Annotated in this window: 15 protein-coding genes; 3 read left to right on the forward strand and 12 right to left on the reverse strand. The window is 57.8% G+C overall.

What is annotated here, in order from left to right; translation table 11 throughout:
• Positions 1-2 precede the first annotated feature (2 nt).
• From bcsA (OK409_RS13725) to bcsR, 3 genes are read right to left on the reverse strand one after another with little or no spacing between them, the layout of a single operon-like run.
• Positions 3-2,606 (reverse strand): UDP-forming cellulose synthase catalytic subunit, encoded by a 2,604-nt coding sequence (bcsA, locus tag OK409_RS13725; protein WP_033759432.1) that lies wholly within the window; start codon positions 2,604-2,606, stop codon positions 3-5.
• The gene (gene bcsQ, locus OK409_RS13730) at positions 2,603-3,334 is read right to left on the reverse strand and encodes a cellulose biosynthesis protein BcsQ (protein ID WP_010257415.1); all 732 of its coding nucleotides are present in this window, start codon (positions 3,332-3,334) and stop codon (positions 2,603-2,605) included. Before bcsQ (OK409_RS13730) ends, bcsA (OK409_RS13725) begins: the two co-directional genes overlap by 4 nt.
• Positions 3,334-3,531, reverse strand: a complete 198-nt coding sequence (gene bcsR / locus OK409_RS13735; RefSeq protein ID WP_010257416.1) for a cellulose biosynthesis protein BcsR — start codon at positions 3,529-3,531, stop codon at positions 3,334-3,336. Before bcsR ends, bcsQ (OK409_RS13730) begins: the two co-directional genes overlap by 1 nt.
• A gap of 206 nt (positions 3,532-3,737) precedes the next feature.
• On the opposite strand from bcsR, the gene bcsE reads away from it, so the two are divergent.
• From bcsE to bcsG, 3 genes are read left to right on the forward strand one after another with little or no spacing between them, the layout of a single operon-like run.
• Complete coding sequence (bcsE, locus tag OK409_RS13740) at positions 3,738-5,273, forward strand: cellulose biosynthesis protein BcsE (RefSeq protein ID WP_264367153.1); 1,536 nt, start codon at positions 3,738-3,740, stop codon at positions 5,271-5,273.
• A complete protein-coding gene (bcsF, locus tag OK409_RS13745) occupies positions 5,273-5,461 on the forward strand; it encodes a cellulose biosynthesis protein BcsF (RefSeq protein WP_010257418.1) in 189 nt (62 codons plus the stop codon). Before bcsE ends, bcsF begins: the two co-directional genes overlap by 1 nt.
• Entirely contained in the window at positions 5,461-7,122 is a 1,662-nt protein-coding gene (gene bcsG, locus OK409_RS13750; protein ID WP_050680407.1) for a cellulose biosynthesis protein BcsG, read from the forward strand. Before bcsF ends, bcsG begins: the two co-directional genes overlap by 1 nt.
• Positions 7,123-7,250: 128 nt before the next feature.
• Here the strand turns inward: bcsG and OK409_RS13755 are convergent, their stop codons facing one another.
• From OK409_RS13755 to dppD, 9 genes are all read right to left on the reverse strand, one after another.
• Positions 7,251-8,258 (reverse strand): glycosyl hydrolase family 8, encoded by a 1,008-nt coding sequence (locus OK409_RS13755; RefSeq protein WP_031590334.1) that lies wholly within the window; start codon positions 8,256-8,258, stop codon positions 7,251-7,253.
• Positions 8,259-8,266: 8 nt separating this feature from the next.
• Positions 8,267-8,710, reverse strand: coding sequence for a cellulose biosynthesis protein BcsD (gene bcsD, locus OK409_RS13760; protein ID WP_010671651.1), 444 nt, complete (start codon positions 8,708-8,710; stop codon positions 8,267-8,269).
• Complete coding sequence (locus OK409_RS13765; protein ID WP_264367154.1) at positions 8,710-12,525, reverse strand: cellulose biosynthesis protein BcsC; 3,816 nt, start codon at positions 12,523-12,525, stop codon at positions 8,710-8,712. The genes bcsD and OK409_RS13765 overlap by 1 nt, the downstream gene beginning before the upstream one ends.
• Positions 12,526-12,536: 11 nt before the next feature.
• Positions 12,537-15,551: a cellulose biosynthesis cyclic di-GMP-binding regulatory protein BcsB gene (bcsB, locus tag OK409_RS13770; protein WP_264367155.1), complete on the reverse strand. Its 3,015-nt coding sequence runs from the start codon at positions 15,549-15,551 to the stop codon at positions 12,537-12,539.
• Complete coding sequence (gene bcsA / locus OK409_RS13775; RefSeq protein ID WP_264367156.1) at positions 15,548-17,659, reverse strand: UDP-forming cellulose synthase catalytic subunit; 2,112 nt, start codon at positions 17,657-17,659, stop codon at positions 15,548-15,550. Before bcsA (OK409_RS13775) ends, bcsB begins: the two co-directional genes overlap by 4 nt.
• 49 nt (positions 17,660-17,708) lie before the next feature.
• The gene (bcsQ, locus tag OK409_RS13780) at positions 17,709-18,512 is read right to left on the reverse strand and encodes a cellulose biosynthesis protein BcsQ (RefSeq protein ID WP_172608408.1); all 804 of its coding nucleotides are present in this window, start codon (positions 18,510-18,512) and stop codon (positions 17,709-17,711) included.
• Entirely contained in the window at positions 18,503-19,093 is a 591-nt protein-coding gene (gene bcsO, locus OK409_RS13785) for a cellulose biosynthesis protein BcsO (RefSeq protein WP_089415132.1), read from the reverse strand. Before bcsO ends, bcsQ (OK409_RS13780) begins: the two co-directional genes overlap by 10 nt.
• An 838-nt stretch (positions 19,094-19,931) precedes the next feature.
• A complete protein-coding gene (gene dppF, locus OK409_RS13790; RefSeq protein ID WP_022624835.1) occupies positions 19,932-20,954 on the reverse strand; it encodes a dipeptide ABC transporter ATP-binding subunit DppF in 1,023 nt (340 codons plus the stop codon).
• On the reverse strand, positions 20,944-21,930 hold the full coding sequence (gene dppD / locus OK409_RS13795; protein ID WP_010257423.1) for a dipeptide ABC transporter ATP-binding protein: 987 nt from the start codon (positions 21,928-21,930) through the stop codon (positions 20,944-20,946). The genes dppF and dppD overlap by 11 nt, the downstream gene beginning before the upstream one ends.
• Between the last annotated feature and the right edge of the window lie 11 nt (positions 21,931-21,941).

A 21,941-nucleotide genomic window follows, 5' to 3' on the forward strand; every position in this document is an offset into this window, starting at 1 on the left:
CATCAACTCAATGCGTTTTTTGAAGCTGGCACACGTCCGATGCCTTGCGGCAACAGCGAAGCCAGCCAGCTCACCCCAACGGTAAGCAGGTTAAACAGCCGACGTAACTGCGGCGGGCCATATTCCGCCAGGCGCAGGTAACCTTTGAAACCGAGGATCATGATATCGGCGAGGCTCTGGACCGGTTTATCTTCCGGAAAACCGTCCTGCCACAGCGCCCAGGTATCGGCGCGGGCGAAGGTACACTGGATAAATTCAATATGCTGCTGAGTGGTCAGTTGATGGAGACGCACGCCAGCCCGGTGGCCAAAGACCCGCTGCACCTGGCACGGGAAGCTGAACTCCTGCTGTCCACGACGCAGCAGCAGCCACACTTTTTCATTCTCCCGCAGCGCATCCGGCTCGCGCATCTCCAGCCCGACGCCGCCGTCAGAGTAGTCACGCAGCGTACAGGGCAGCATATGACCATCTTCGCGTGCAATGGCGGCCGGCATGGCGATCTCCACCCTGTGCGCCTCACGGATCTGCCGTGCTTCAACCGAAACCGCTACCGCACCGCCAAGGATAATCATGTTGTAGAGCACCCAAATCAGGCTCACCCATACCGTCAGTACCTCATTGGCCGGACCGTGCTGCATGCGCCAGAACGCCATCAAAACCCCTGCGAGGTTGAGCAGCACCAGCAGCATATAGGGCTTGGTTATCACCCAGTCCAGATGCTCCTCCTCTACCAGCCCGCCTTTTGCGGTGACGTTAAACTTCCCTTTATGAGGATTGAACAGCGCCACGGTGGTAGGCCGGGCGATATACCAGGCCAGCACCGTCTCGTAGACCTCGCTCCAGAAAGAGTGTCGCCAGCGTCCCTGAATACGCGAGTTGGTGAGGCTGGTATGCAGCATATGGGGCAAAACATAAATGGCGATCGCCAGCGCAGGCGCGTAGATGATGTAGGCATGACAGAGCAAAAACGCCAGCGGCGCCAGCAGGAAGACCAGCCGCGGAATGCCAGAGAGAAAGTGCAGCATGGCGTTGGCATAACAGAGCCGCTGTACCCACTTCAGCCCCTTACCAAATAGCGGGTTATCAAGGCGGAAGATCTGCACCATACCGCGTGCCCAGCGGATACGCTGTCCGATATGCGCTGACAGACTTTCGGTCGCCAGTCCGGCCGCCTGAGGAATGCGGATGTAGGCCGAGGTGTAGCCGCGCCGGTGCAGACGCAGCGAGGTATGGGCATCTTCGGTAACGGTTTCCACCGCAATACCGCCAATTTCATCCAGTGCGCTGCGGCGCAGCACGGCGCAGGAGCCGCAGAAAAAGGTGGCGTCCCAGGTATCATTACCGTCCTGCACCAGCCCATAAAAGAGCGAACCCTCATTGGGCGTACGACGAAACCGCCCGAGATTGCGCTCAAACGGATCAGGCGAGAAGAAGTGATGTGGCGTCTGCATCATCGCCAGCCGGGGATCTTTAATAAACCAGCCCATGGTCATCTGCAAAAAGGCGCGCGTCGGCACATGGTCACAGTCGAAAATCACCACAAATTCGCTGCGGCAGTACTTTTTCAGCGCGTGATTGATGTTGCCGGCCTTGGCGTGCTCATGAGTGGGACGGACGACATAGTTGATACCCACGCTGGCGGCAAAGTCGCGGAATTCCGGCCGGTCGCCGTCGTCGAGCAGATAGATATTCAGGCGGTCTTTCGGCCAGTCGATGCCCATGGCAGCGTAGATGGTGGGTCTGACCACGCTGAGCGGTTCGTTGTAGGTTGGCACCAGCAGATCGATGCCTGGCCACTGATCCCGATCGACAGGCATCGACACCGGCTGACGATTAAGCGGCCAGAGCGTCTGAAAATAGCCCAGCACCAGCACCACCCAGGCGTAGGTCTCTGCCGCAATAAGCAGCAGACCAAACACCAGACTCAGCGGATCGTCCCAGTTCAGCGTCGAGGTATAGCGCCACCAGAGGTAGCGGCACGATACGGTCAGCGACAGCACAATCAGCATCATGGTCGGGAAACGCCCCGGGATGCGTCGTACCAGCATCGCCAGACTCCAGAGCAGTACCACAAAGATAAACTGCGTCATCAGGCCAAACGGCTGGCTGATACAGAGCAGCGCCAGCAACGTGGCAAACAGGGCAGTGACGGCGAAGAGGCTGCGTCGCACCAGCGGCGACAGCCGCTTCAGCCAGTGTTCGATGCGCACATCGATTCCCTGGGTCTGTGATTGGGCAACGGCCTTGTCCAGCCAGCGGTAGCCATGGTGGCGCCAGCCAGACAGCGCACCGAGGCCACGGAAACCGCCACGAGCGCGATCGCTCTGCGGCAGGATCACCAAAAGCCACAGCGTCTGGATCAGATAACGCAGGATATCCAGCGGTCGCGGCCGCTCCGGCGAAATGTGCGGATAGAGCCGGCGGCGCTGCTGAATAATCCGCTGCCAGCCCGGCGTTTCGAAGCGAAGCAGCATCAGGCCCAGCACCGACCAGAACAGATGGAGTGCACTGGCGAAGCGGGACGCGCCATTGCCTCGCGCGGTGGTATAGCCCCTGTGCAGCGATTGCCAGGCGGGCGCTGTTAACAGCCAGCACAACGGATTCAAGAGCTCACTCCATTCAGATTGAGCAGCAGCCAGCTTGCCAGCGTGATGATCTCTTCACTGACCAACGCATGTGGCCGGTATTCACCGACCGGCTGCTTCATCATCAGCGCTTCTGCCAGCGCCTCATCCCGGTGGATCAGCAGCGGTATCAGCGGATTCAGCGAGGCCATCCAGAGCTGATGCAGATCCTGCTGCAGACGACTGTTGGCATTAAACTGATTGATAATAAAACGAGTGCGCGCCGGAAACTGGCGCTGGCTAAGCCGTAAATGGCAATTCGCGTCTGGCTGAGTGACGCACAGCAGGCTGTCCAGCGTGGGATAGAGCGTTTCATGCCAGGGCAGGGTATCGGCAGGCAGATCGAAAATAATCCACTGATAGCGCGCCCGCAGGTCCGGTAATGCCTGGAGCAGCGGCGCGGCGATCGCCTCATTCTGTCTGGCAATAGTCAAAGCATGCTGATGGGACAGCACCCCGTGAGGCAGCAAATCAGGACCATCGGGATAGCGAAGCCCGCTGTGCTGCCAGTCACCGCCCTCACACAGTGCTTTCATCCAGCCATTATCCTGCTGAGCGGGCAGATTAAAATGCACGCCAAGCTGGCTGACAGGGGAGCCATCGATCAACAATACTCGTTCGCCGAGTGCCGCCAGCGCCCAGCCTAATCCGGCACAAAGAGAAGTCGTGCCGACGCCGCCCCGTACGCCCTGAAGCGCGATCTGCGGCATCAGCGATCGGTCTCAGACTGGCTGGCAAGGGTTTCCGCTAATAGCGGCCAGCGCGACACGATCGCTTTCAGGCGCTCTTCACGCGCAATGTCGACATAGCGGAAAGAGTGCAAAGAAAACGCATCACGCAACGCACTAATATCATCCTGACGATCGCCATCAGCGGCAACAGGGTTATAGAGATTGTGGTTTTTCATTACTGTTCGCCAAAAATAAAACAACGTCACACTCAGGATGACCGACTGCGCGTACGCGTAAAGGAAAGTTGAAAAATATTTCCAGAAACGCGGCAATTGCAGAACAATGTGAGCCGGCCTGTGATTAGCAATGTTTAAATTTCTCAGGTTACATCCCGGCCTGTCTATAATAAGCTAGCCTGGACTGGAAAAATAACGAATTCAATATGAAAAATTCTTTTTCGCTGGGGCTGTTGCATGTTCAGCCTGAATTAACGGCATTGCAAACGCCCGGCTGTTATTGGGTGACCTGTGCGCGGCAGGATGACGCCCGCACTTTTATTCGACAGGTAATTTCACATCAGCAGGCCGTAACGCTGATCAGCGCTGACCAGCCGCCGCGTGATTTGCTGACGCCCGATCCCATTGGCGGACCCGATCGTATTCCGCTGTTTTCTCTTTCCAAAAGCAAAAGCAGTTTGTTGCAGCTGGAATGTGATTTTCTGCGCACGCTCGGCAGTAAAAATGGGTTAGTGATATTTAATAGCAGCGCAGCGCAATGGGATAAGCTTGATGACGCAGAATTATCCCGCTGGATAAAGGGCATGCGTCAGACGCTGCATAAAAGAAAGCTCACCCTTTTAATCGTGACCTCCGGCACCACAATAATAAATCTGAGTAATCATCTTCAGCGTTATTTTCGTCAGCTGGATGGCGTTGCGCATTTGAGCTTTCAGCAGGATAGCTGGCAGTATCGAATTAACTGGTGGTATGCCGCGGAACGCCTGCTTGCCGATCGGGCAATACGTCTGGGCTGTGAAAATGAGCGATTTTTTACCTTAAATGAAAAGCAGGAACCACTGAGCCTCAACGATGAGCAGCATTATCTTGCGGACAACATCGTGCTTGAGGGCGCGCCGCCGCTTTCACGCCAGTGGCAACTGTTCGAGGATAATGAACAGGTCTGGTTGCGGGCGCAGCAGGCCAATGCCGCAACGGTGATTTTCAGCCTGACCCGCAGCGAATATATCAACGAACTGGCGAAGATGGTGCACAGCCTGCGTCGTACACGCGGCAACGGCCTGAAAATTGTGGTGCGCGAGATGGGTGCCAGCCTGCGTTATAGCGACGAACGTCTGCTGCTGGCCTGCGGTGTAAACGCCATCGTCCCGACCAACGCCACACTGTCGCGCTTTCTGACCACGCTGGAGGGCCTTCAGGGACAGGTGTTTAACCGTCGCGTTCCCGCCAGTCTTGAGGCGTTAACCGCTTCGTTGCAGCCTCTGCATGAGAAAGGCTACCTGCGTCTCGATGCCTTCTGTCAGTCAGTCGGCCAGTTGATCAGCAATACCCTGCTGCCGGAAAATGATAAGGGCCTGCTGGTCGCGTTGCGGCCTGTGCCACAGCTTAAGCCTCAGCAAATCCTGACGCTCTGTAAACCGCGCCGCTTTGGCGACCTGGTCACGGTACTGGAAGATCGTGTCATCCTTTTCCTCTCTTCCTGCCGCTATAACGACCTTGATAAGGCATTGAAATATATCTTTTCTCTGCCTCACGACGAGCTGTTTGCTAACCGGATGGTCTGGTTTGAGGATAATCAGATCCTCGCAGAAGTCAGCAATATTAAGAAACTGACGCCGATGGCAATTCAGGATCTGGCTCCGGTATCAGAGACGGCCCGCGCCGCCGTTGAGAGCCGGCCTGAAACACATGAACGCGCTGCACCGCAGCCCATCACTTTACTGCCGGAGAACAAAGCCTGATGAATCTGATGGACTGGGTACAAATTGCGCTACTTATTCTGGTTATCCTGCTGTTTTTAAAGCCATTATATCAAAAATGGCTACCCCGTCGCTGGAACGGCATCATGAATCGTCTGTTGCCAGCGCGCGCGCTTAAATCGGAAGGTCACTGGCAGCGTCAATCCTCTGAAACGGATAGAAAAAATTAATGAATACTGATCAACCCGCGGCGGCCTCCTCTTCCCGCTTCTGGTCCTCCTGGCGCGGACTGGGCGGCTGGAATTTCTACTTTTTACTGAAGTTCGGCCTGCTGTGGTATGGCTATCTCAATTTTCACGCCCTGAGCAATCTGGTGTTTCTCGCCTGGCTGCTTTTTCCGTTACCCTCGGCGCGCCTGCATCGCATCCGCCAGTTGATCTCGATTCCGGTTGGCATCGCGCTGTTCTGGCACGACACCTGGCTGCCAGGACTCAGCAGCATACTCAGCCAGGGCGATCAGCTGGCGGGCTTCTCTGCGGCCTATCTGCTCGACCTGGCCGATCGCTTTATTAACTGGCAAATGGTGGGAGCCGCCTTTGTGCTGCTGGTTCTCTATCTGTTTGTTTCACAATGGGTTCGCATCACGGTGCTGGTTTCCCTGATGCTGATCTGGCTTAACGTGCTGACGATTGCTGGCCCGGCGATGTCGCTGCTGCCGACCCGGACGGCTACGCCACAGGTCGTATTGAATCAGACACCCAGCGGCGGCCAGCCAGCCGCCACGCCGGATGGACTGGAGCAGTCTGCGCCGCCGACCAGCGCGAATCTCACCGCCTGGCTGAACCGCTTTCATGAAAGTGAACGCCAGCGCGTGACGCATTTTCCCGACAATCTGCCTGCCGATTCGCAGCCTTTCGACATCCTGGTGATCAATATCTGTTCGCTCGCCTGGTCTGATATGGATGCTTCTCAGCTGCGTAACCATCCGCTGTGGCAGCATTTCGACATCATGCTGAGCAATTACAACGCCGCAACCAGCTACAGCGGACCGGCGGGTATCCGACTGCTGCGTGCCAGTTGTGGCCAGACCTCGCATAGCGATCTCTATAAACCTGCCGATCCGCGTTGCTATCTGTTCGACAATCTGGCGAAGCTGGGCTTTAAAGAGCAGTTGATGATGGATCACACCGGCGTATTCGGTAACTACCTGAAGGAGGTGCGCGAGGGCGGCGATATTCAGGCACCGCTGATGTCACAGGCGGGTATCGCACCAGAACTGACATCATTCGACGGCTCGCCGGTATTCAACGATGCGCAACTGATGCAGCGCTGGCTGGACGACCGCAGCAAAAGCAGCGATGCGCGCAGCGCCACCTTCTACAATCTGATCCCGCTGCACGACGGCACCCGCGAACTCGGCAGCACCAAAACCGCGCCGTGGAAGCCGCGCGCGCAACTATTATTCGATCAGCTTGATGCCTTTATGACGCAACTGGAGAAGTCGGGCCGACGCGTCATGGTGCTGGTGGTGCCCGAGCACGGTGCCGCGCTGCAGGGAGACAAAATGCAGATGTCCGGCCTGCGCGATATTCCCAGCCCGGATATTACTCACGTACCGGTGGGCATTAAATTCGTCGGAATGAAGGCGCCGCATCAGGCTCAGCCATTGAACATTGATGCGCCGACCAGCCTGCTGGCCTTGTCAGAGATTGTGTCGCGCGTCGTAGATGGGCAGGTATTTAATGCCCCGAATGTGAATATGTCGGTGCTGACTGACAAGCTGCCACAGACGCCGGTGGTGTCGGAAAATGACGGTGCAGTGGTGATGATGTATCAGGGCAAACCCTGGATCAGGCTGAACGGCGGCGACTGGGTCGCCTATCCGCAGTAACGCGTAACCGCCGGGTTGCAGAGCCGTGACCCGGCAGTTAATGGCGGGTCAGGCGCGGCGCCTGCTCCCTGTTGAGCGCGTGGCTGTCGATGACAGAATAGCGGCCAGTGCCGCCATTCTGCCAGTTATCAGCGCTTCTCCTGAAACGCCTGCCAGGTCAGCAACTGCAGACTGGCAGAAAAGTAGTTCTGATCCGCAGCCAGCTTATCGCTCAGATAGCCGGTTTCATTCAGCGTCAGGTCACGTACCGCCAGCAGCCCGCCCTCAAGATGGTAAGGTGCTGGGGCATTCGCCAGCACGTCGAACCAGGCGGGTGTCAGCATGCGGCTGTAACCCTGCCAGACGCGCTGAAACGGCACCAGTGCCAGACTGTGCGGGTCATACCACCAGATGTTCAGCGGCACGCGAATCGCATCGTAACTGAAGCGGTTCGAGTAGCCGACGGCCGGGGCAACCGAACCGTCGGCATTCAGTGCGACCCAGTCCATTGGCAGCCCGGTTTTACCAAAGCTCAGCTTACCCAGCAGATCAAAGCCATCGTTAATCAGCTTATCCCAGACCTGAAGATGGCTGTGTTCACCAAACTCGCGCCACGCCTGAAACAGGAAGTAAGAGGGATTGAGCACCACATAACTGACTTTGTTAAAGCCCTGCGCACCCGGCAGCATCACGGTGTGGCCGCCAAAGCTCGTGACATCCAGCCTGATAATGGCGCGCTGAATACGGTCAGATTCCTGCTGGTAGCTCTCCACCTGCCATTTCTGTGCAGCACGCTGTAGCGCCCAGGCCAGCAACACATCGCCATCCGCGGCGTTATTCTTGTCGGCGACCGGGTTGTCACTGCCCGGCACGTAGCGCCAGTAAAAAAGCTCGGTCTGCGGATTACGCAGCTGGCTGCGCGTCCACTGCCACAACCGATCAAAGGTGGCGCGATCGTCGTTGGCCACCGCCAGCAACATGCCATAACCCTGGCCTTCGGTATGACTGACGTTGTTATTGGCGGTGTCAGTGATCCGCCCTTCTGAGGTCACAAAGCGACTTTTAAAAGTCTCCCAGCCGCTGGCACTCGCCTGCGCGCTGCAGGCCAGCAGTAAAACAGAGCAGAGCCAGACCCGCCAGAGTGGATTACGTTTCATTTCCGATCCTATTGATATCGATAGTGCAGCGTGCTGCCATCGTTGAGTTCAAGCGTAACCGGCACAATGCTGCTGCCGCCCTGGCCCTGCAACCAGCCCGAAAAAAGTCCGGCCATCACCGCACCAAACGCCGCCTGCCAGTCAGCCGGAGAGTGGATGTTGTCGCCTGCCGGTAAGGCGTGATACGCAATCAGCAGCGCCTTCTCTTCCGGCTGAAGCTGCACAAAGCCCCAGTTAAACCGCGCCAGTTGCAGATTGCACTCGCGCTCCAGATCCTGCACGGTACGCGACTCTGGCAAAGGATAGCGGTTCGCCAGCGATTCCCCCATCTTATAGAGAAAGGCTTCCGCCTCCTGCTGACCGGCGTTGGCGATCATCCCGTCAATCAGCACGCTGACCAGGTCAAACCAGCCTGGCTGATACGGATGCGATACCCCCGAATGCTCACTCATTACTTCTCTCCGAACAGGTAACGGACATAGAGCTGCGCGCTGCTTTCGTTGTAGTCACCAAAGGTGTCATAACCCAGCTGGCCGCCAATCGTCACATCTTTATTGAGTTTGTAGTCCGCCCCGGCGTGCAGGTTGTAGCCGATGCCGTTTTTACTGCCGCCGGAGTAGTAAGCGTCTTTCACGCTGCCGCTGGCGGCAAGGGATTCCAGCTCTGACTGCAGGCTGGCATCCGACGGGAAGTACGCGCTCTTATCCTGACTGTAGGTCTGATAACCGGCTGCACCGCCAATATTCACTTTCAGATCGTCAAACTTGCGTGAGAACTCTATCGGGAACGAGACCGACGCATAGTTCTGCGGGCTGAAGTAGCCGCCCTGACCGTAGCTGAAGTAGCTGAGGTTTTTCGAGAAGTCCATCCACGACAGGCTCATGCCCACTTTCAGCTCGCGATCCTCAGTGTGAAACGGACGAACGTAGGCACCGGCAGTTGCCTGCAGGTTGTTGTTGCTGGCGACATTCTCGCCGAGATAGCTGTACGCGCCCGCGCCGGCGTAGAAGCCCGCATCGCCATTGTCGTAGCTTAACAGGGCGTTAGCGCCGTTTTTGGTGACGCGTCCCCAGCGTTTGCCGCTGGCTTTATCTTCTGCGCCGACGTAAGAGAGCAGGCTGTCGGTAATCGCGCGGCGCTCACCGGTCAGGATTAGCGTCAGGAAGTCGGTGAGTTTCGGTGACCACTGTACGCCCCCGACCAGAGTACTGAGATCCTGGCCCAGCGGCGTACTGCCGATATCCACTTTATACCTGTCGCCCTTCAGCGCCAGATTCAGCTCCACACCTGAGGCGGTTTGCGAATCGGTGGTGGCGTTCGGCAGGTCATTCACCGTCGCACCGCCTGCGGCGACCACTCTGCCCTGACTCAGCGCATTAGTGCCAAAACGGCGCCAGGCATCGGCTGCGCCACTGCCCGCCGTAAGTGACACCGGCGTGGCGGTAAAGTCGAAGCGCGCCGTTTCAAACGGCACGGTAGAGAAGGTCAGCGGCGCTTTGGCTTCCGTCAGCTTGCTCAGGCCCGACTCGCCATCACGCCCGCGCACCTGCACCGTGCCCTGACTCCAGCTGCCGGTTTTTTCCTGCAGCGAATCCATCATGGTGTCGACGTCGTGCAGAATCTGTGACTGTTGAGCAACGGTTTCGCTGCCCGCGGCCGGTTCACTCTGCGTTGTCACGCCAGCGGCAACGCCCGCCGGTGCCGCCTGCCACGGCAGCACGGTGCCGTAGCTGGATGGTGAACGTCCCACCGGCGAAGTATCACGGTTGATAAACGGATTATCCGCCAGCGCCAGTCCGCCCACGGTCGGCACGCTGCCAGGCTGCGCGCCCTGCAGGCCAATCAGCTGACCGCGCGCTGAACGCAGATAAGTCATCGCCTGAGAATGCTCGCCATTGGCTTCCGCGACCCGCGCCAGCAGCAGCAGACGATCCGGTGTCTGAGTCGTACTGTTAAGGCCGCGACTCAGCTCATTAGCGCGCTGCACATTGTTCTGCGCCAGCGCGACGTTGATGGCCCCGACGCGCGCATCCTGCGTCGGCGTATCCTGGGTCATCAGGTAGTCATAGACCACGCCCGCATCCCGGTTCATCTTGCCGTCCTGGTAGAGACGGGCCATCGCGAACATCAGATCGCGGTTCTGCGGATCCTGCTGCAGTGCACCAATCAGCTTGTCATACGCCACCGCGTACTGACGCTGCTGCCGCAGACGATCCACTTCGTTAATCAGATAGCCATTGCGAATACCGGCCAGTTGCGTTGGCGTACTGCGCGCCTGCAGTTCCGGATTGCTGAGGAAGCGCTGCGCCTCACTGCCGAGGCCCGCCTGATTCAGTACCGTCATCTGCGCGGCATAATCGCCCGCATTGCCCTGCACGCCACGCTGCAGGTTAGTCCGCACCACCGAAACGGCGCTGGTGAGATCGCCCGCCTGCGCCAGCTTCTGCGCCAGGTTTCCGGCATCAACCGGGTTGGTGGGTGGATTAACCGTGAGCGCCTTCAGGGTATTGGCGGCGGCAGCCGTCGCGCCCTGCGCCAGATACTGGTCGGCCGTGCTCATCTGCAGATTGAAATTAACCCGCTGCGCCAGTTCACGCATCGCCGCCGTCTTCGCGTTAGCGGGAATACGCGACAGCAACGTGCTGGCCTGCTGCCAGCCGCCGCTTTCGCTGGCGTTAAGCGCACCGGCATACAGTTCGCTGGTGCTGGCCCCGTTGCGCATCACCGGCTGCATCACGTTAGCCGCCAGCAGCGTGTCGCCCTGCTGACGATAGAGCCGGGCTAAATCGAGCCGCAGCCAGCCATCCGTGGGATAGCGCTGAATACCCTGCTGCAGCGTCGCGATGGCAGCGGCATTGTTACCGGCTGCAAGCTGACGCTTCGCCTGCTGACGCAGTGCGTCGGCTTCATTGGCCCGTGGCGTGACGCTCTGGCGAACGCTGTCCGGCAATGCACCCAGCAGCGTACTGGCTTCGGCACCCCGATTCTGCTGACGCAGAACGTAGAACAGCCCCTCTTTGGCGCTGCGGTTATCCGCATCGCTTTGCAGAATAGTGCGATAGAGTTGCTCCGCCTGCTGTGGCTGATTGGTGCGGCGCAGCACGTCGGCACGGAACAGTCTGGCGGCCAGCCCTTTTTCGCCGTCAGCCTGCACCAGCGGTTCGCTTAATGTCAGCGCCTGCGCCGTGTCTCCGCTTTTCAGTGCCTGCTGGGCGCTGGCCAGCTGTGCATAAAAACGTGCATCGTCAGCCTGCTGCTGACGCGATGAACCCTGATCGCCGCCGAGCTGAGCAGACCGCTGCAGATAATCCGCCGCTTCCTGATAACGTCCGGCTCGCTGGGCCACATAGCCCATGCCCGCTAACGCATCGGCATCCTGCGGATTCGCACCCAGTACTTTTTCAAAGCTGGACTGCGCACCGCCGACGTCACCGCTGTTGAGCGCACTGAATCCGGCCCCTTTTTCTGCGCCGCCGACGTTTTTACGGTAGTAGTCGATGACGGCGGAGTCCTGCGGATGACGCTGCTGCCAGGTCTGATAGAGCGCCGCATCTGACGGCTGCGGACCGAGCCACAGCAGCGCCTGACGCAGTGAGCGGTCGGCATCCTGATTACCGCTCGCCAGCGAACTCAGCACCTCAATGCCTTCGCGACGGGTTGTTTCCTGATAGGTCAGCGCTTTACCCAGCGCCAGCCGTGCGCCGGTGTCCTGCGGATGCTGAGCCGCAAACTGGCGCAGTGCCTCAACCGCCTGCGGCAGCAGCGTACGGTCGCCCGCCATAGTGAGATAATATTCTGCCGCGACGCTGGGTGGTGGCGCATTGCCGCTGAAGGTGTTGCGCCAGGTCTGTAACGCCGCCGGAATATTGCCGCTGCGCGCCTGCTGACGCGCCAGCGCAAGCTGCGCCTGCGGAATGGTCTGCATCTGGCGCGCGTTATCCAGCTCGCCGAGGTGCGGATCGTTGGGGGAGACCTGACTCAGACGGGCGCGATACTGCGCCGCCGCCGCAGTGTCGCCACCCTGCTGTGAATAGAGCGCCAGCAGGTAGAGCGCCTGAGTGTTGTTGGGTTCAACCATCAGCACCTTTTGCAGTGAGGCTGTCGCCAGGTCGTCATGCGCTTTCTGATGCCAGTAAGAGGCCTGATCGAACAGCGCCTGCAACGCCGGATTGGCGCTTTCCGCCGCCAGCAGCGGCTGTGACAGGGCCAGCGCACTGCCCAGCAGCAACGCCTTACGGATACCGGCACTTAACAGATTTTTTTTCATTATTATTATCCTTACTTCCTGCCGGAATCACGGTCCTGCTTTGGGTTCAGACGTCGCCAGGCGTGACGCTTCAGCATCACCCAGGCCGCACTGCCCACCAGCGCGGAAAGCAGCATCGCCGCCACCGCCAGCAGCACCGAGTGCTGGTTGGCATACCACACCACCATCATGTACCAGGGCAACTCACCGCTGGGAAACTGCGCGCCGACGCGGAAACTGCGAATGCCGTTTTCATCGGTAATAATCGCGGTATCGCCACGAATGCCGGCGTTAATCTGCGCTGAACTCAAATCGTTATGCAGTCGCAACAGCTGATCGTCGCTGGTTGCCACCGTCATCACCACCAGCCGATCGCGGTTCCATGGCGATCGGTAGCTGAGGAAGCCTCGCCACGCTTCGTTGGAGGAGAAGTAACGATCGGCATCCAGCTGCTGACGGCTCCAGTCACCGGTCAGCCAGCCGCGTAATTTTTCCAGCGTGTCAGGCTCTTTCACCCCAAAAGTGCTGCTGGTGGCGTCATAAGGGGAAGCCGCCAGCATCGCCTGATTAAAGGCGCTGTTGCCGGTGGTGCTCACCGCCAGCAGATCGCTCTGCTGTATGCGCGCCAGATGGGTTCCGCCAGTCGGCAGGCCAAACAGTACCTGATTCTGTGTCAGCGCCAGACCGGTGGCTTTACCAGCCCGCGCCGCCAGATCCAGCAGCGTTGACAGTTCAGCATCGCTGGGCGTTTCCGGCAGCAGCAGCGTGGTCTGGCTGAAATCGGCCAGACGTGAGAACGGGAAAGAGGCACCCACAAAGTAAGAGAGGTTCGGCAGCATGCTGAAGTGACGGGTATGGCTCAGATCGATCCATGAATCCTCTTCAATCCGGCTCTTGATGTTGTTGTTCAGTAACACACCGCAGGGCGCATCAGCCCGCGGTTTGATATTGAAGTAGAGCGCCAGCTGGTTATCGCCATAGATCAGGTAGGGTTCGAGATTAAGCTGATACTGCTCCTGACGCGCATCACCGCCCAGACGGTGCCAGGCGTTCTCCAGCAGGCCGACTTTGTTCACCGTCAGATTGCGCAGAAAAGTGCCGTTAAGCATGACGTTAAGGAAGGAATTATCCTCATCGATCCAGCTTTCGGACGGGAAGCGATAGTGCAGATTGACCGGCACTGTGTCGCCATCCCACAGGAACAAATCAGGCGCGGCGCGGAAGTTAACACGCAGCGCATCATGCCAGATGCCGCTACTGGTCAGACTCTGATCTTTACGCAGCAGTTCGCTCAGTCGTACCGGACGGTCAGTGTTAATCCAGCGCGGGGCATCGTAAGGTTTGCGGTTTGCAATAGTCTGTGCGGGGACCTGCAGATGACTCTCATCCGTCGTCAGTGGCTGCGTCGTCAGACGGTTCGCCGCCTGACGCAACTGCTCCTCATTGTTGCCACTGACCAGCAGCAATTTGTAAACCGGATTATTGGGATTATCCACCACCTGCAACATCGGACCGTTACTGGCCGGGAAAGTCAGGGTGCCGATCCGGTCACCAGGATGACCAAACAGGATGCCGTTGTGTTCCGGTAGTTCGCCGCGCACCACCGGGAAACGGATGCCGCGATAATCACTCTGAATGCCAAGCCATGATGTCACCAGTGCCGCCGCGCTGACAGCATCGGCTGAAACATGACTGGCAAAGCCCACCGTCACGGTGGACGCCGTCATCCGCTGAGGATCCAGGAAGGGGCGCGGGAAATTACGCAGGCTGGTGCCGATATTGAGCTTCTGACCCTCAAGGTGCAGCGATGTGTTCGGCAGAATGGTGACCTGATACTGCTGTGCGCTCTCTCTTTCACACAGCAACTTGTCCGCATCATTGATTTTAAAACTCAGATTGTTCGCCGACACCACCATCGCCGCCGGAATATCCAGCTCATAGTCGCTGACATCGCTGTCCGTCGCACCCAGCGGCAGCGTGCCGAGCGGCTGACCATTCAGCATCAGTTGCAGCGACGTATTGCGTGCCGCCAGCGCAGCTGAGACGCGCAGCGTCAGATTAAGTCGCGCATTGGTGATGACTTCATCGCCGGGCAGGGTAAAGGTGATGCCCGACTGAAGCTGGCCGCCGGTCAGCGTGATGCCGCGCGACTGGCCCATCTGGGCCACTGAAATAACACTACTGATTGGCTGATTGATGGCAGCCGCGATCGGCGGCTGCGCTTCTGCAACCGGTGCAGCTACCTGACCTGGCGCGTAGGGCAGCGCACTGGCGGCCGCTTCCAGCGCGGGATCGGCACTGCTCAGGCCCTGCGGCAGGGGTACTGCTGACAGCGCGCTGCTGTCCTGGGTCACCGCGCCGGTGGCGGCCATCGGCACGGTGGTCTGGGCAGAAGCCGCCGCCTCACCGGTCGATGACGCGGTCTGAGGCGTTGAGGTCGCGTCACCGGTCACTGAAGATGGCTGAGTTTGTGATGTCGCCTCGCTACCTGGGGCGTAAGAGGCGTTCACCGGGGGTGCCATGGCATTGGGTGATGCACTCTGTGGCGCCGATGCCGGTGCAGATTCTGCGGACGGTGTCGCAGATGGCGCATTTGCCGCTGGTGACACTGACGGCATTGCAGACTCTCCACCGCTGACCGGGACCGCTACCTGGTCTGAACCTGCCGTCTGGGTGGAACCATTATTCATGGGCACCACAGATGCCGCATCGCTGACCGGAGCCTGATTTGTCGCGGGTGCAATGACGGTGGCATCGGCAGGCTGCGTGCTGGAAGCAGCATCAGGCGGCGTCGGAGCCGGACTGTTTACCGGCGCACTGGCAGGCTGCGTGGTGGAAGCAGCATCAGGCGACATCGGAGCCGGACTGTTTACCGGCGCACTGGCAGGCTGCGTGGTGGAAGCAGCATCAGGCGGCGTCGGGGCTGAACTGTTTACCGGCGCAGCACTGCTGTTATCAGCAGTAACCGGCGTTTCCGCGCCAGCGGGCGTCAGCCATAACGCTGCGGTCAGTGAACTGACCAGCAAAGTTTGCGTCAGGATCTTCATGCCGCCCCATCCTCTTTCGCCGCCGCGGCAACCGGGTCGACATTTTTACGTTTATCGTGGCGGCCTTTCCAGGTCAGCCAGAACAGCTCAAAGACGGTACGGATAATAGTGCCCAGCGAAATCAGCGGGTTGTCCTGCTTATACTCCGGCTGAATCCAGGCATCAGCACGAGCCAGCACCACACGGACCAGTTCGCGACGACGCGCCAGCGGCATCGCCTCAAAGCGCAGACGGATGCTCTCATCATCGCCGGAAATCTGACTGACCGGGATAGTGATCGCGCCGGATTTCAGCAGCAGATCAATCTCTTCAATCTCATCAGTTTCATGACGTCCATCGGGTGCATCAAGCTGCGCGCCGCCCATCGAAAGGTTGCTGGTCTGGGTGCGCAATGAAATGCCGCTGGCGTAATGAATAATCGCCGGGATTTGCACTTCAACACGGATGGTTTTACGTACCTGCTTGGTTTCGCGCGCCACGGCAATCGCCGCCATCAGAATGATCAGGCTGAAGATCGCCCAGCCGACGTTGAGCGCGATTACGTAAGGATCGACGCCAAAATAGTCATGCATCACGGCGCGCACCACGCCGGCTACAATGCCAATGCCCAGCAGCAGCGCCACAATCACATGCGGACGCACAATGTGGAAATCGAAGAAGCCCTGATCCAGCACGCCGCCTTTATCGGTCACGTTAAACTTGCCATGTTTTGGCGACAGCAGGGTCAGAATGGTCGGGATCACCAGATGGAAGCACATCACCGTCTCATAAATTTCACCCCAGAAGGTGTAACGGAAACGGCCATTCATTCGTGAGTTAACGTAGAGCGACATCACCAGATGGGGCAGCACATAGGCAAAGATCAGCGAGGCCGATGAGTGAATAATATTCAGGTTAAACAGCAGGTAAGCCAGCGGTGCGGTCAGGAAGGCAACGCGTGGCAGGCCAAACTGGAAATGCAGCATGGCGTTGAGATAGCAAAGACGCTGCTGCCACTTCAGGCCACGGCCAAACAGCGGGTTATCGACGCGGAAAATCTGTGTCATGCCACGCGCCCAGCGGGTACGCTGAATGATATGCAGGCCCAGACGTTCTGTTGCCAGACCGGCAGCCAGCGGGATCGACAAAAAGGCTGAGCCCCAGCCCAGTCGCTGCATTTTCAGGGCGGTGTGTGCATCTTCGGTCACGGTTTCAACGGCAAAACCGCCAATCTCTTCCAGCGCTGAACGACGGATAACCGCACAGGAGCCACAGAAGAAAGTGGCATTCCAGTTATCGTTACCCTGCTGCACCGGGCCATAAAACAGCGAGCCTTCGTTTGGAATGCTGCGTGCGGCGCGCAGGTTACGTTCAAAGGGATCGGGAGAATAGAAGTAGTGCGGCGTCTGTAGCAGCGCCAGCTTTGGATCTTTCAGGAACGGTCCGACCGTCGCCTGCAGGAAGGTGCGCGTCGCCACGTGGTCGCAGTCGAAGATGCAAATCAGCTCACCTTTGGTGATTTTCATCGCATGGTTGAGGTTCCCGGCTTTGGCATGTTTGTTGTCGTCACGGGTGATATAACCCACGCCGACATCCGCCGCAAAGCGGGCAAACTCGCTGCGCTTGCCATCATCCAGCAGATAGACCCTGATTTTGTCACGCGGGTAGTCGATACACTGCGCCGCGAGTACGGTGTCGCGCACCACATCAAGACTTTCATTGTAGGAAGGCACATAAATATCGACCGTCGGCCACAGGCTGGTGTCGTCCGGTAAGGGTTCGATGGTGCGTTTTAATGGCCAGGTGGTTTGCAGGAAGCCAAGAATTAAGATCAGCCAGACGTACAGCTCCGCCAGATATAAGCCAATGCCTAAGATAGCTTCAACTTCGGAATTAAAGTGCAGCGTCTCGGTGGTCCGCCACCAGATATAGCGGCTGGACATCAGCGCAGAGAGAACCACCATCACCACCGTTATTTTACGGCTCTTGCTGAAACCCAATAAAAACATCATGCCGATGCTGATCAGACCAAAAATATACTGTTTCTGGCTGTCCATTGGCGTAATGATGATCACCGCCGCAACGGGTGCAAGCACCAGCAGCAGCAGGTAAAACCCGATTTTACTCATGATTCACCCTGAGAAAAGCTGTGTAAGTCAGTCGCCTGGCGGAAGCCGACTAAAAGTGGTTTGTGCGGATGGGAGCCTGAACTTCGCCATTACCCACGGTGATATTCAGAATGCTGCTGACCCTTTTCGCGATCAGTTCAATATCAAATGCCGCTGCGGAGGCGGGACTGAAATCGTAAACAGACTGCTGCGAAGCATTGGCTTCACCCACACTTTCATCACGGTGAACCACGCCCAGTAAATTATCGCCCAGGCGCTGCTGCATAAACGCGGTGACATCGCGATTGATATTCCGGCGGTTGTCACACTGATTAAGGATAAAATAGTGACCCTGCTTATTATTGAGAGGCTTACCGATCATCCGGTTCTCTTCAATCTGCGGTAATAACGATACTGATGCGGTATCGGCTAACATCACCACTAAATGCATATCGGCCAGCGTCGTCATTGCTTTAAGGGCGGGGCCTGGGCCCGGCGGGAAATCAGCCACGATCACCAGACCGGGATAATTGAGCACCGTATCCAGACCGCGCTTAATAAAGTGGGGATCTTTCATCAGGTTCTCTTCGAACCGTTCGCGCTGCGGCTCAGTGACGTCGCCATAGGGCAGCACAAAGATATTGCCGCCAGTGGTGAGGATCGACTGGCTCCAGTCCGCCTGCTCTTCTGAGCGCGCCACAAATCCGCGGCCATCATGAAGCGGCACGCCAAAGTGAAGACGCATTGCATTCTGCACATCAAAATCAATCGCCAGAACTTTGCTACCGGAACGCGCCAGACTCCAGGCCAGATTCGCCGCCAGCGTGGTTTTCCCCACGCCCCCCTTCGGCGAGCACACACAAACTAATGGCATAGCGCAATCTTCTCCAGTAACGGTTTGAGTAAGGTTTCTTTCGGCAGATTAATCTCGCGCGAGCGGAACAGCGCACCAAATCGTCCTGGCTCAGAATGGGTGGCGGTGGGTGCGACGACGGGCTGAAGTTCCGCCACGGCGGCAGGCCGGACCGGCTCAGCACGCAGCGGGGTCGCAGGCTCAGCCACGGCCGCTTTTTGCAGTGGTGGCGGTGGCGGAAAGAGTGATGAAGGACCGCGTGCAGTCGTGCTGGTTGCTGGCAGGTTGCTGCCTGACAGGCTATCGAGAATCGAGGTGCGAGCTGCCATTGCCGGTTGCGCAGTGAGTGCGGCATGTCGTGCCGGTGCCCCAGGCGGTGGAGCCGTAAACTCATCACCACGCAGCGGCTGAGGTTGCGGCAGGTCAATACGCTCGCCGCCGCCAAACGGTGTCTGATGTTCTTCTTTCGCCAGCTGGCGAATCAATGCCCATTTACTGTGTTCCGCCGCTTCCTGCGTCTGGCCAGACATATCTTTAAAGTCGATGTCGAGCGTTTGCGTTTTCTCTTTAAAACGCTGCAAATCATCGTAATTATTCTTCATTGGCCATGGCCTGCAACAAGGTGGGAATTTTCCTGGAATATAACACATCCCTTTAATATCAGTCAGAAAAACCTGATTACAAAAAAAGCAATTTCAATCAAATTGTTTAATCATAAAGATTCAATAGTGGCGGAAGAAAGCCTTTGCTGAGTCATTACCGCTGATAATTAATAAGTAATACTTAAGTTAAATTCATTAGCCCTGTTTTAATAATTTTTCAGAAAATACCGCTCTTACAACCTCTGGCACTGCCAGGCTGACTCCTGTAAACAGCCTTTCAAAGAGCGTTCAGGCTGCCGCAGGCGAAAAAAAATCGCCTTTCTGCCATAAGTGATTGAGGCTATTTATCTTTTTTCACTGAAAATATCGCAAGAAGAAAAACAGGTTAAGACTGATAACGGAAAAAGAGGAGGAATAACCAGAAAGTGCTCGCTGACCTGCCAGCAGTGCGGCTTGCAGCTGAGTTGAGATAAAAAAAGACTCCAGAAAAGAGCCTTCGGCTGGGGAGTTAAGATCGCGAACAGGCTCAGGGGGCATACGCCTTAAGCAAAGACGCAAAAGACGCCATCCCTGGCAGGCTCAGCGCGGGCGATTACGCACCTCATCCCTGAGGGGCGCCCGTAGCCGGGCCAACGCGTTGCGTTGTTCAAAAACGCTCCCGGTTTTTTTAGTACGCACCTCATTCCTGAGGTGCGCCCGTAGTCGGGCCAACGCTTTGCGTTGTTCAAAAACGCTCCCGGCGTTTTTGTCCGGGGGGCGCAATGTTTTGCTACAGGCCTGTGCTCCCATCGCTTTCAATTTTGTGCGGTCTGTAAACATCAGAATGCGCTGCCAATCCTCAGTTGACCTTTTCTGCCACGCCGACCGGTTGATTCTCATCCTGATCAACCGCGAAGCAGGCAATCTCCTGTCCGCCATAGTTTTTCAGCTTCGGCTGCAGCTGCACGCAGGTGCCAAAACGTCGGTGGCAGCGCGCATTAAAGGCGCAGCCCGGCGGTGGATTGAGCGGGCTCGGCAGCTCGCCGGTCAGCTTAATGCGCTCACGACGGTCGTCTGGATTAAGCCGCGGCGTCGCTGACAGCAAAGCCTGAGTATAAGGATGGCGCGGGTTGGCAAAAATTGCCTCTTTGCTGCCCTTCTCAACGCACCGGCCGAGATACATCACCATCACCTCATCGGCAATGTGTTCCACCACCGACAGATCGTGCGAGATAAAGACATAAGAAAGCCCCATATCCTGCTGCAGATCCATCATCAGGTTAAGCACCTGGGCACGCACCGACACGTCGAGCGCCGAAACCGGCTCATCGGCAATCAGGACGTCCGGATCGAGCATCAGCCCACGTGCGATGGCGATACGCTGACGCTGCCCGCCTGAGAACATGTGCGGGTAGCGGTCGTAGTGCTCGGTTTTCAGGCCGACTTTTGCCATCATCTCCAGCGTCTTCTCGCGGCGTTCCGCGCGGGTCAGCTGGGTATTAATCACCAGCGGCTCTTCCAGAATCTGGCTTACTTTTTTGCGCGGATTGAGTGAGCCGTACGGGTTCTGGAACACGATCTGGATTTTCTGGCGACGCAGCTTCTGCGCCTGGGGATCATGTTTCAGCAGATCCTGACCGTGCCAGTAAAGCTGCCCTTCGGTCGGGGTTTCAATCATCGTCAGCAGGCGGCCCAGCGTGGATTTACCACAGCCTGACTCGCCTACCACCGCCAGCGTTTTGCCGCGTTCCAGATTAAAAGAGACGCCATCCAGCGCTTTGACCAGACGCTCCTGACCAAACAGCCCCTTCTTCACCGGGTAGTGCTTCTTCAGATCAATCGCCTGCAGCAGGAACTGATCTTTCGTGGTTTCATGACTCATAAGTTGGTCTCCCGGCATCGTCCAGCGGATAGTGACACTTGGACTGGCGTCCTGGAATGGTGCGCAGTTCAGGTTCTTCCTGACGACAAAGGTCAGTCGCATAGGGGCAGCGTGGATTAAGCAGACAGCCAATCGGGCGGTCATACTTGCCCGGTACCACGCCAGGCAGCGAGGCCAGGCGTGCTTTATCGGCCGCAAACTCTGGCAGCGCACGCAGCAGCGCCTGCGTATAAGGATGGCGCGGCGCCTTAAAGATATCGGTCGCTTTCCCGCTCTCCACCACCTGACCGGCATACATCACGATAATGTGGTGCGCCGCTTCTGCCACTAACGCCAGATCGTGAGTAATCAGGATCAGCGCCATGTTCTCCTGCCGCTGCAACTCCAGCAGCAGTTCGATGATCTGCGCCTGAATGGTCACGTCGAGCGCCGTGGTCGGCTCATCGGCGATTAACAGCTTAGGCCGACAGGCGATCGCCATGGCAATCATCACACGCTGGCTCATGCCGCCCGACAGCTGGTGCGGATAGACATCGAGCCGTGACGCGGGATCGGGAATACCGACCTGATTCAGCAGGTCGATCGCCCGCTGACGCCGGGTGCGTTTATTGCCGCCCTGATGCACCTTGATCGCTTCCATGATCTGGAAACCTACGGTGTAGCAGGGATTGAGGCTGGTCATCGGGTCCTGAAAAATCATCGCCACTTCTGCGCCCACCAGCTGGCGGCGCTCACGTTCGGAGATGTTCTGCAGGTCGCGCTGGTTAAACTCCAGCTTCTCAGCCATCACTTTGCCGGGGAAATCGATTAGCCCCATGATCGCCAGGGAACTCACCGATTTACCGGAGCCGGACTCGCCCACGATACCCACGACCTGGCCCTGCTCAACCTGATAACTGATGCGGTCAACCGCGCGGAACGGTGCTTTATCGTCGCCGAAATGCACCGATAGTTTGTCTACATTTAATAACGCCATCTCGGTGCCTC

This window comes from Pantoea sp. RG18, assembly GCF_025910075.1.
Taxonomy (GTDB): Bacteria; Pseudomonadota; Gammaproteobacteria; order Enterobacterales; family Enterobacteriaceae; genus Pantoea; species Pantoea agglomerans.

Excerpts from the sequence above, each read along its gene's own strand:
- bcsQ (WP_010257415.1), bottom strand. The coding sequence starts at position 3,334 with ATGCCGCAGATCGCGCTTCAGGGCGTACGGGGCGGCGTCGGCACGACT.
- bcsR (WP_010257416.1), bottom strand. The coding sequence starts at position 3,531 with ATGAAAAACCACAATCTCTATAACCCTGTTGCCGCTGATGGCGATCGT.
- bcsE (WP_264367153.1), top strand. The coding sequence starts at position 3,738 with ATGAAAAATTCTTTTTCGCTGGGGCTGTTGCATGTTCAGCCTGAATTA.
- bcsF (WP_010257418.1), top strand. The coding sequence starts at position 5,273 with ATGAATCTGATGGACTGGGTACAAATTGCGCTACTTATTCTGGTTATC.
- bcsG (WP_050680407.1), top strand. The coding sequence starts at position 5,461 with ATGAATACTGATCAACCCGCGGCGGCCTCCTCTTCCCGCTTCTGGTCC.
- OK409_RS13755 (WP_031590334.1), bottom strand. The coding sequence starts at position 8,258 with ATGAAACGTAATCCACTCTGGCGGGTCTGGCTCTGCTCTGTTTTACTG.
- bcsD (WP_010671651.1), bottom strand. The coding sequence starts at position 8,710 with ATGAGTGAGCATTCGGGGGTATCGCATCCGTATCAGCCAGGCTGGTTT.
- OK409_RS13765 (WP_264367154.1), bottom strand. The coding sequence starts at position 12,525 with ATGAAAAAAAATCTGTTAAGTGCCGGTATCCGTAAGGCGTTGCTGCTG.
- bcsB (WP_264367155.1), bottom strand. The coding sequence starts at position 15,551 with ATGAAGATCCTGACGCAAACTTTGCTGGTCAGTTCACTGACCGCAGCG.
- bcsA (WP_264367156.1), bottom strand. The coding sequence starts at position 17,659 with ATGAGTAAAATCGGGTTTTACCTGCTGCTGCTGGTGCTTGCACCCGTT.
- bcsQ (WP_172608408.1), bottom strand. The coding sequence starts at position 18,512 with ATGCCATTAGTTTGTGTGTGCTCGCCGAAGGGGGGCGTGGGGAAAACC.
- bcsO (WP_089415132.1), bottom strand. The coding sequence starts at position 19,093 with ATGAAGAATAATTACGATGATTTGCAGCGTTTTAAAGAGAAAACGCAA.
- dppF (WP_022624835.1), bottom strand. The coding sequence starts at position 20,954 with ATGAGTCATGAAACCACGAAAGATCAGTTCCTGCTGCAGGCGATTGAT.
- dppD (WP_010257423.1), bottom strand. The coding sequence starts at position 21,930 with ATGGCGTTATTAAATGTAGACAAACTATCGGTGCATTTCGGCGACGAT.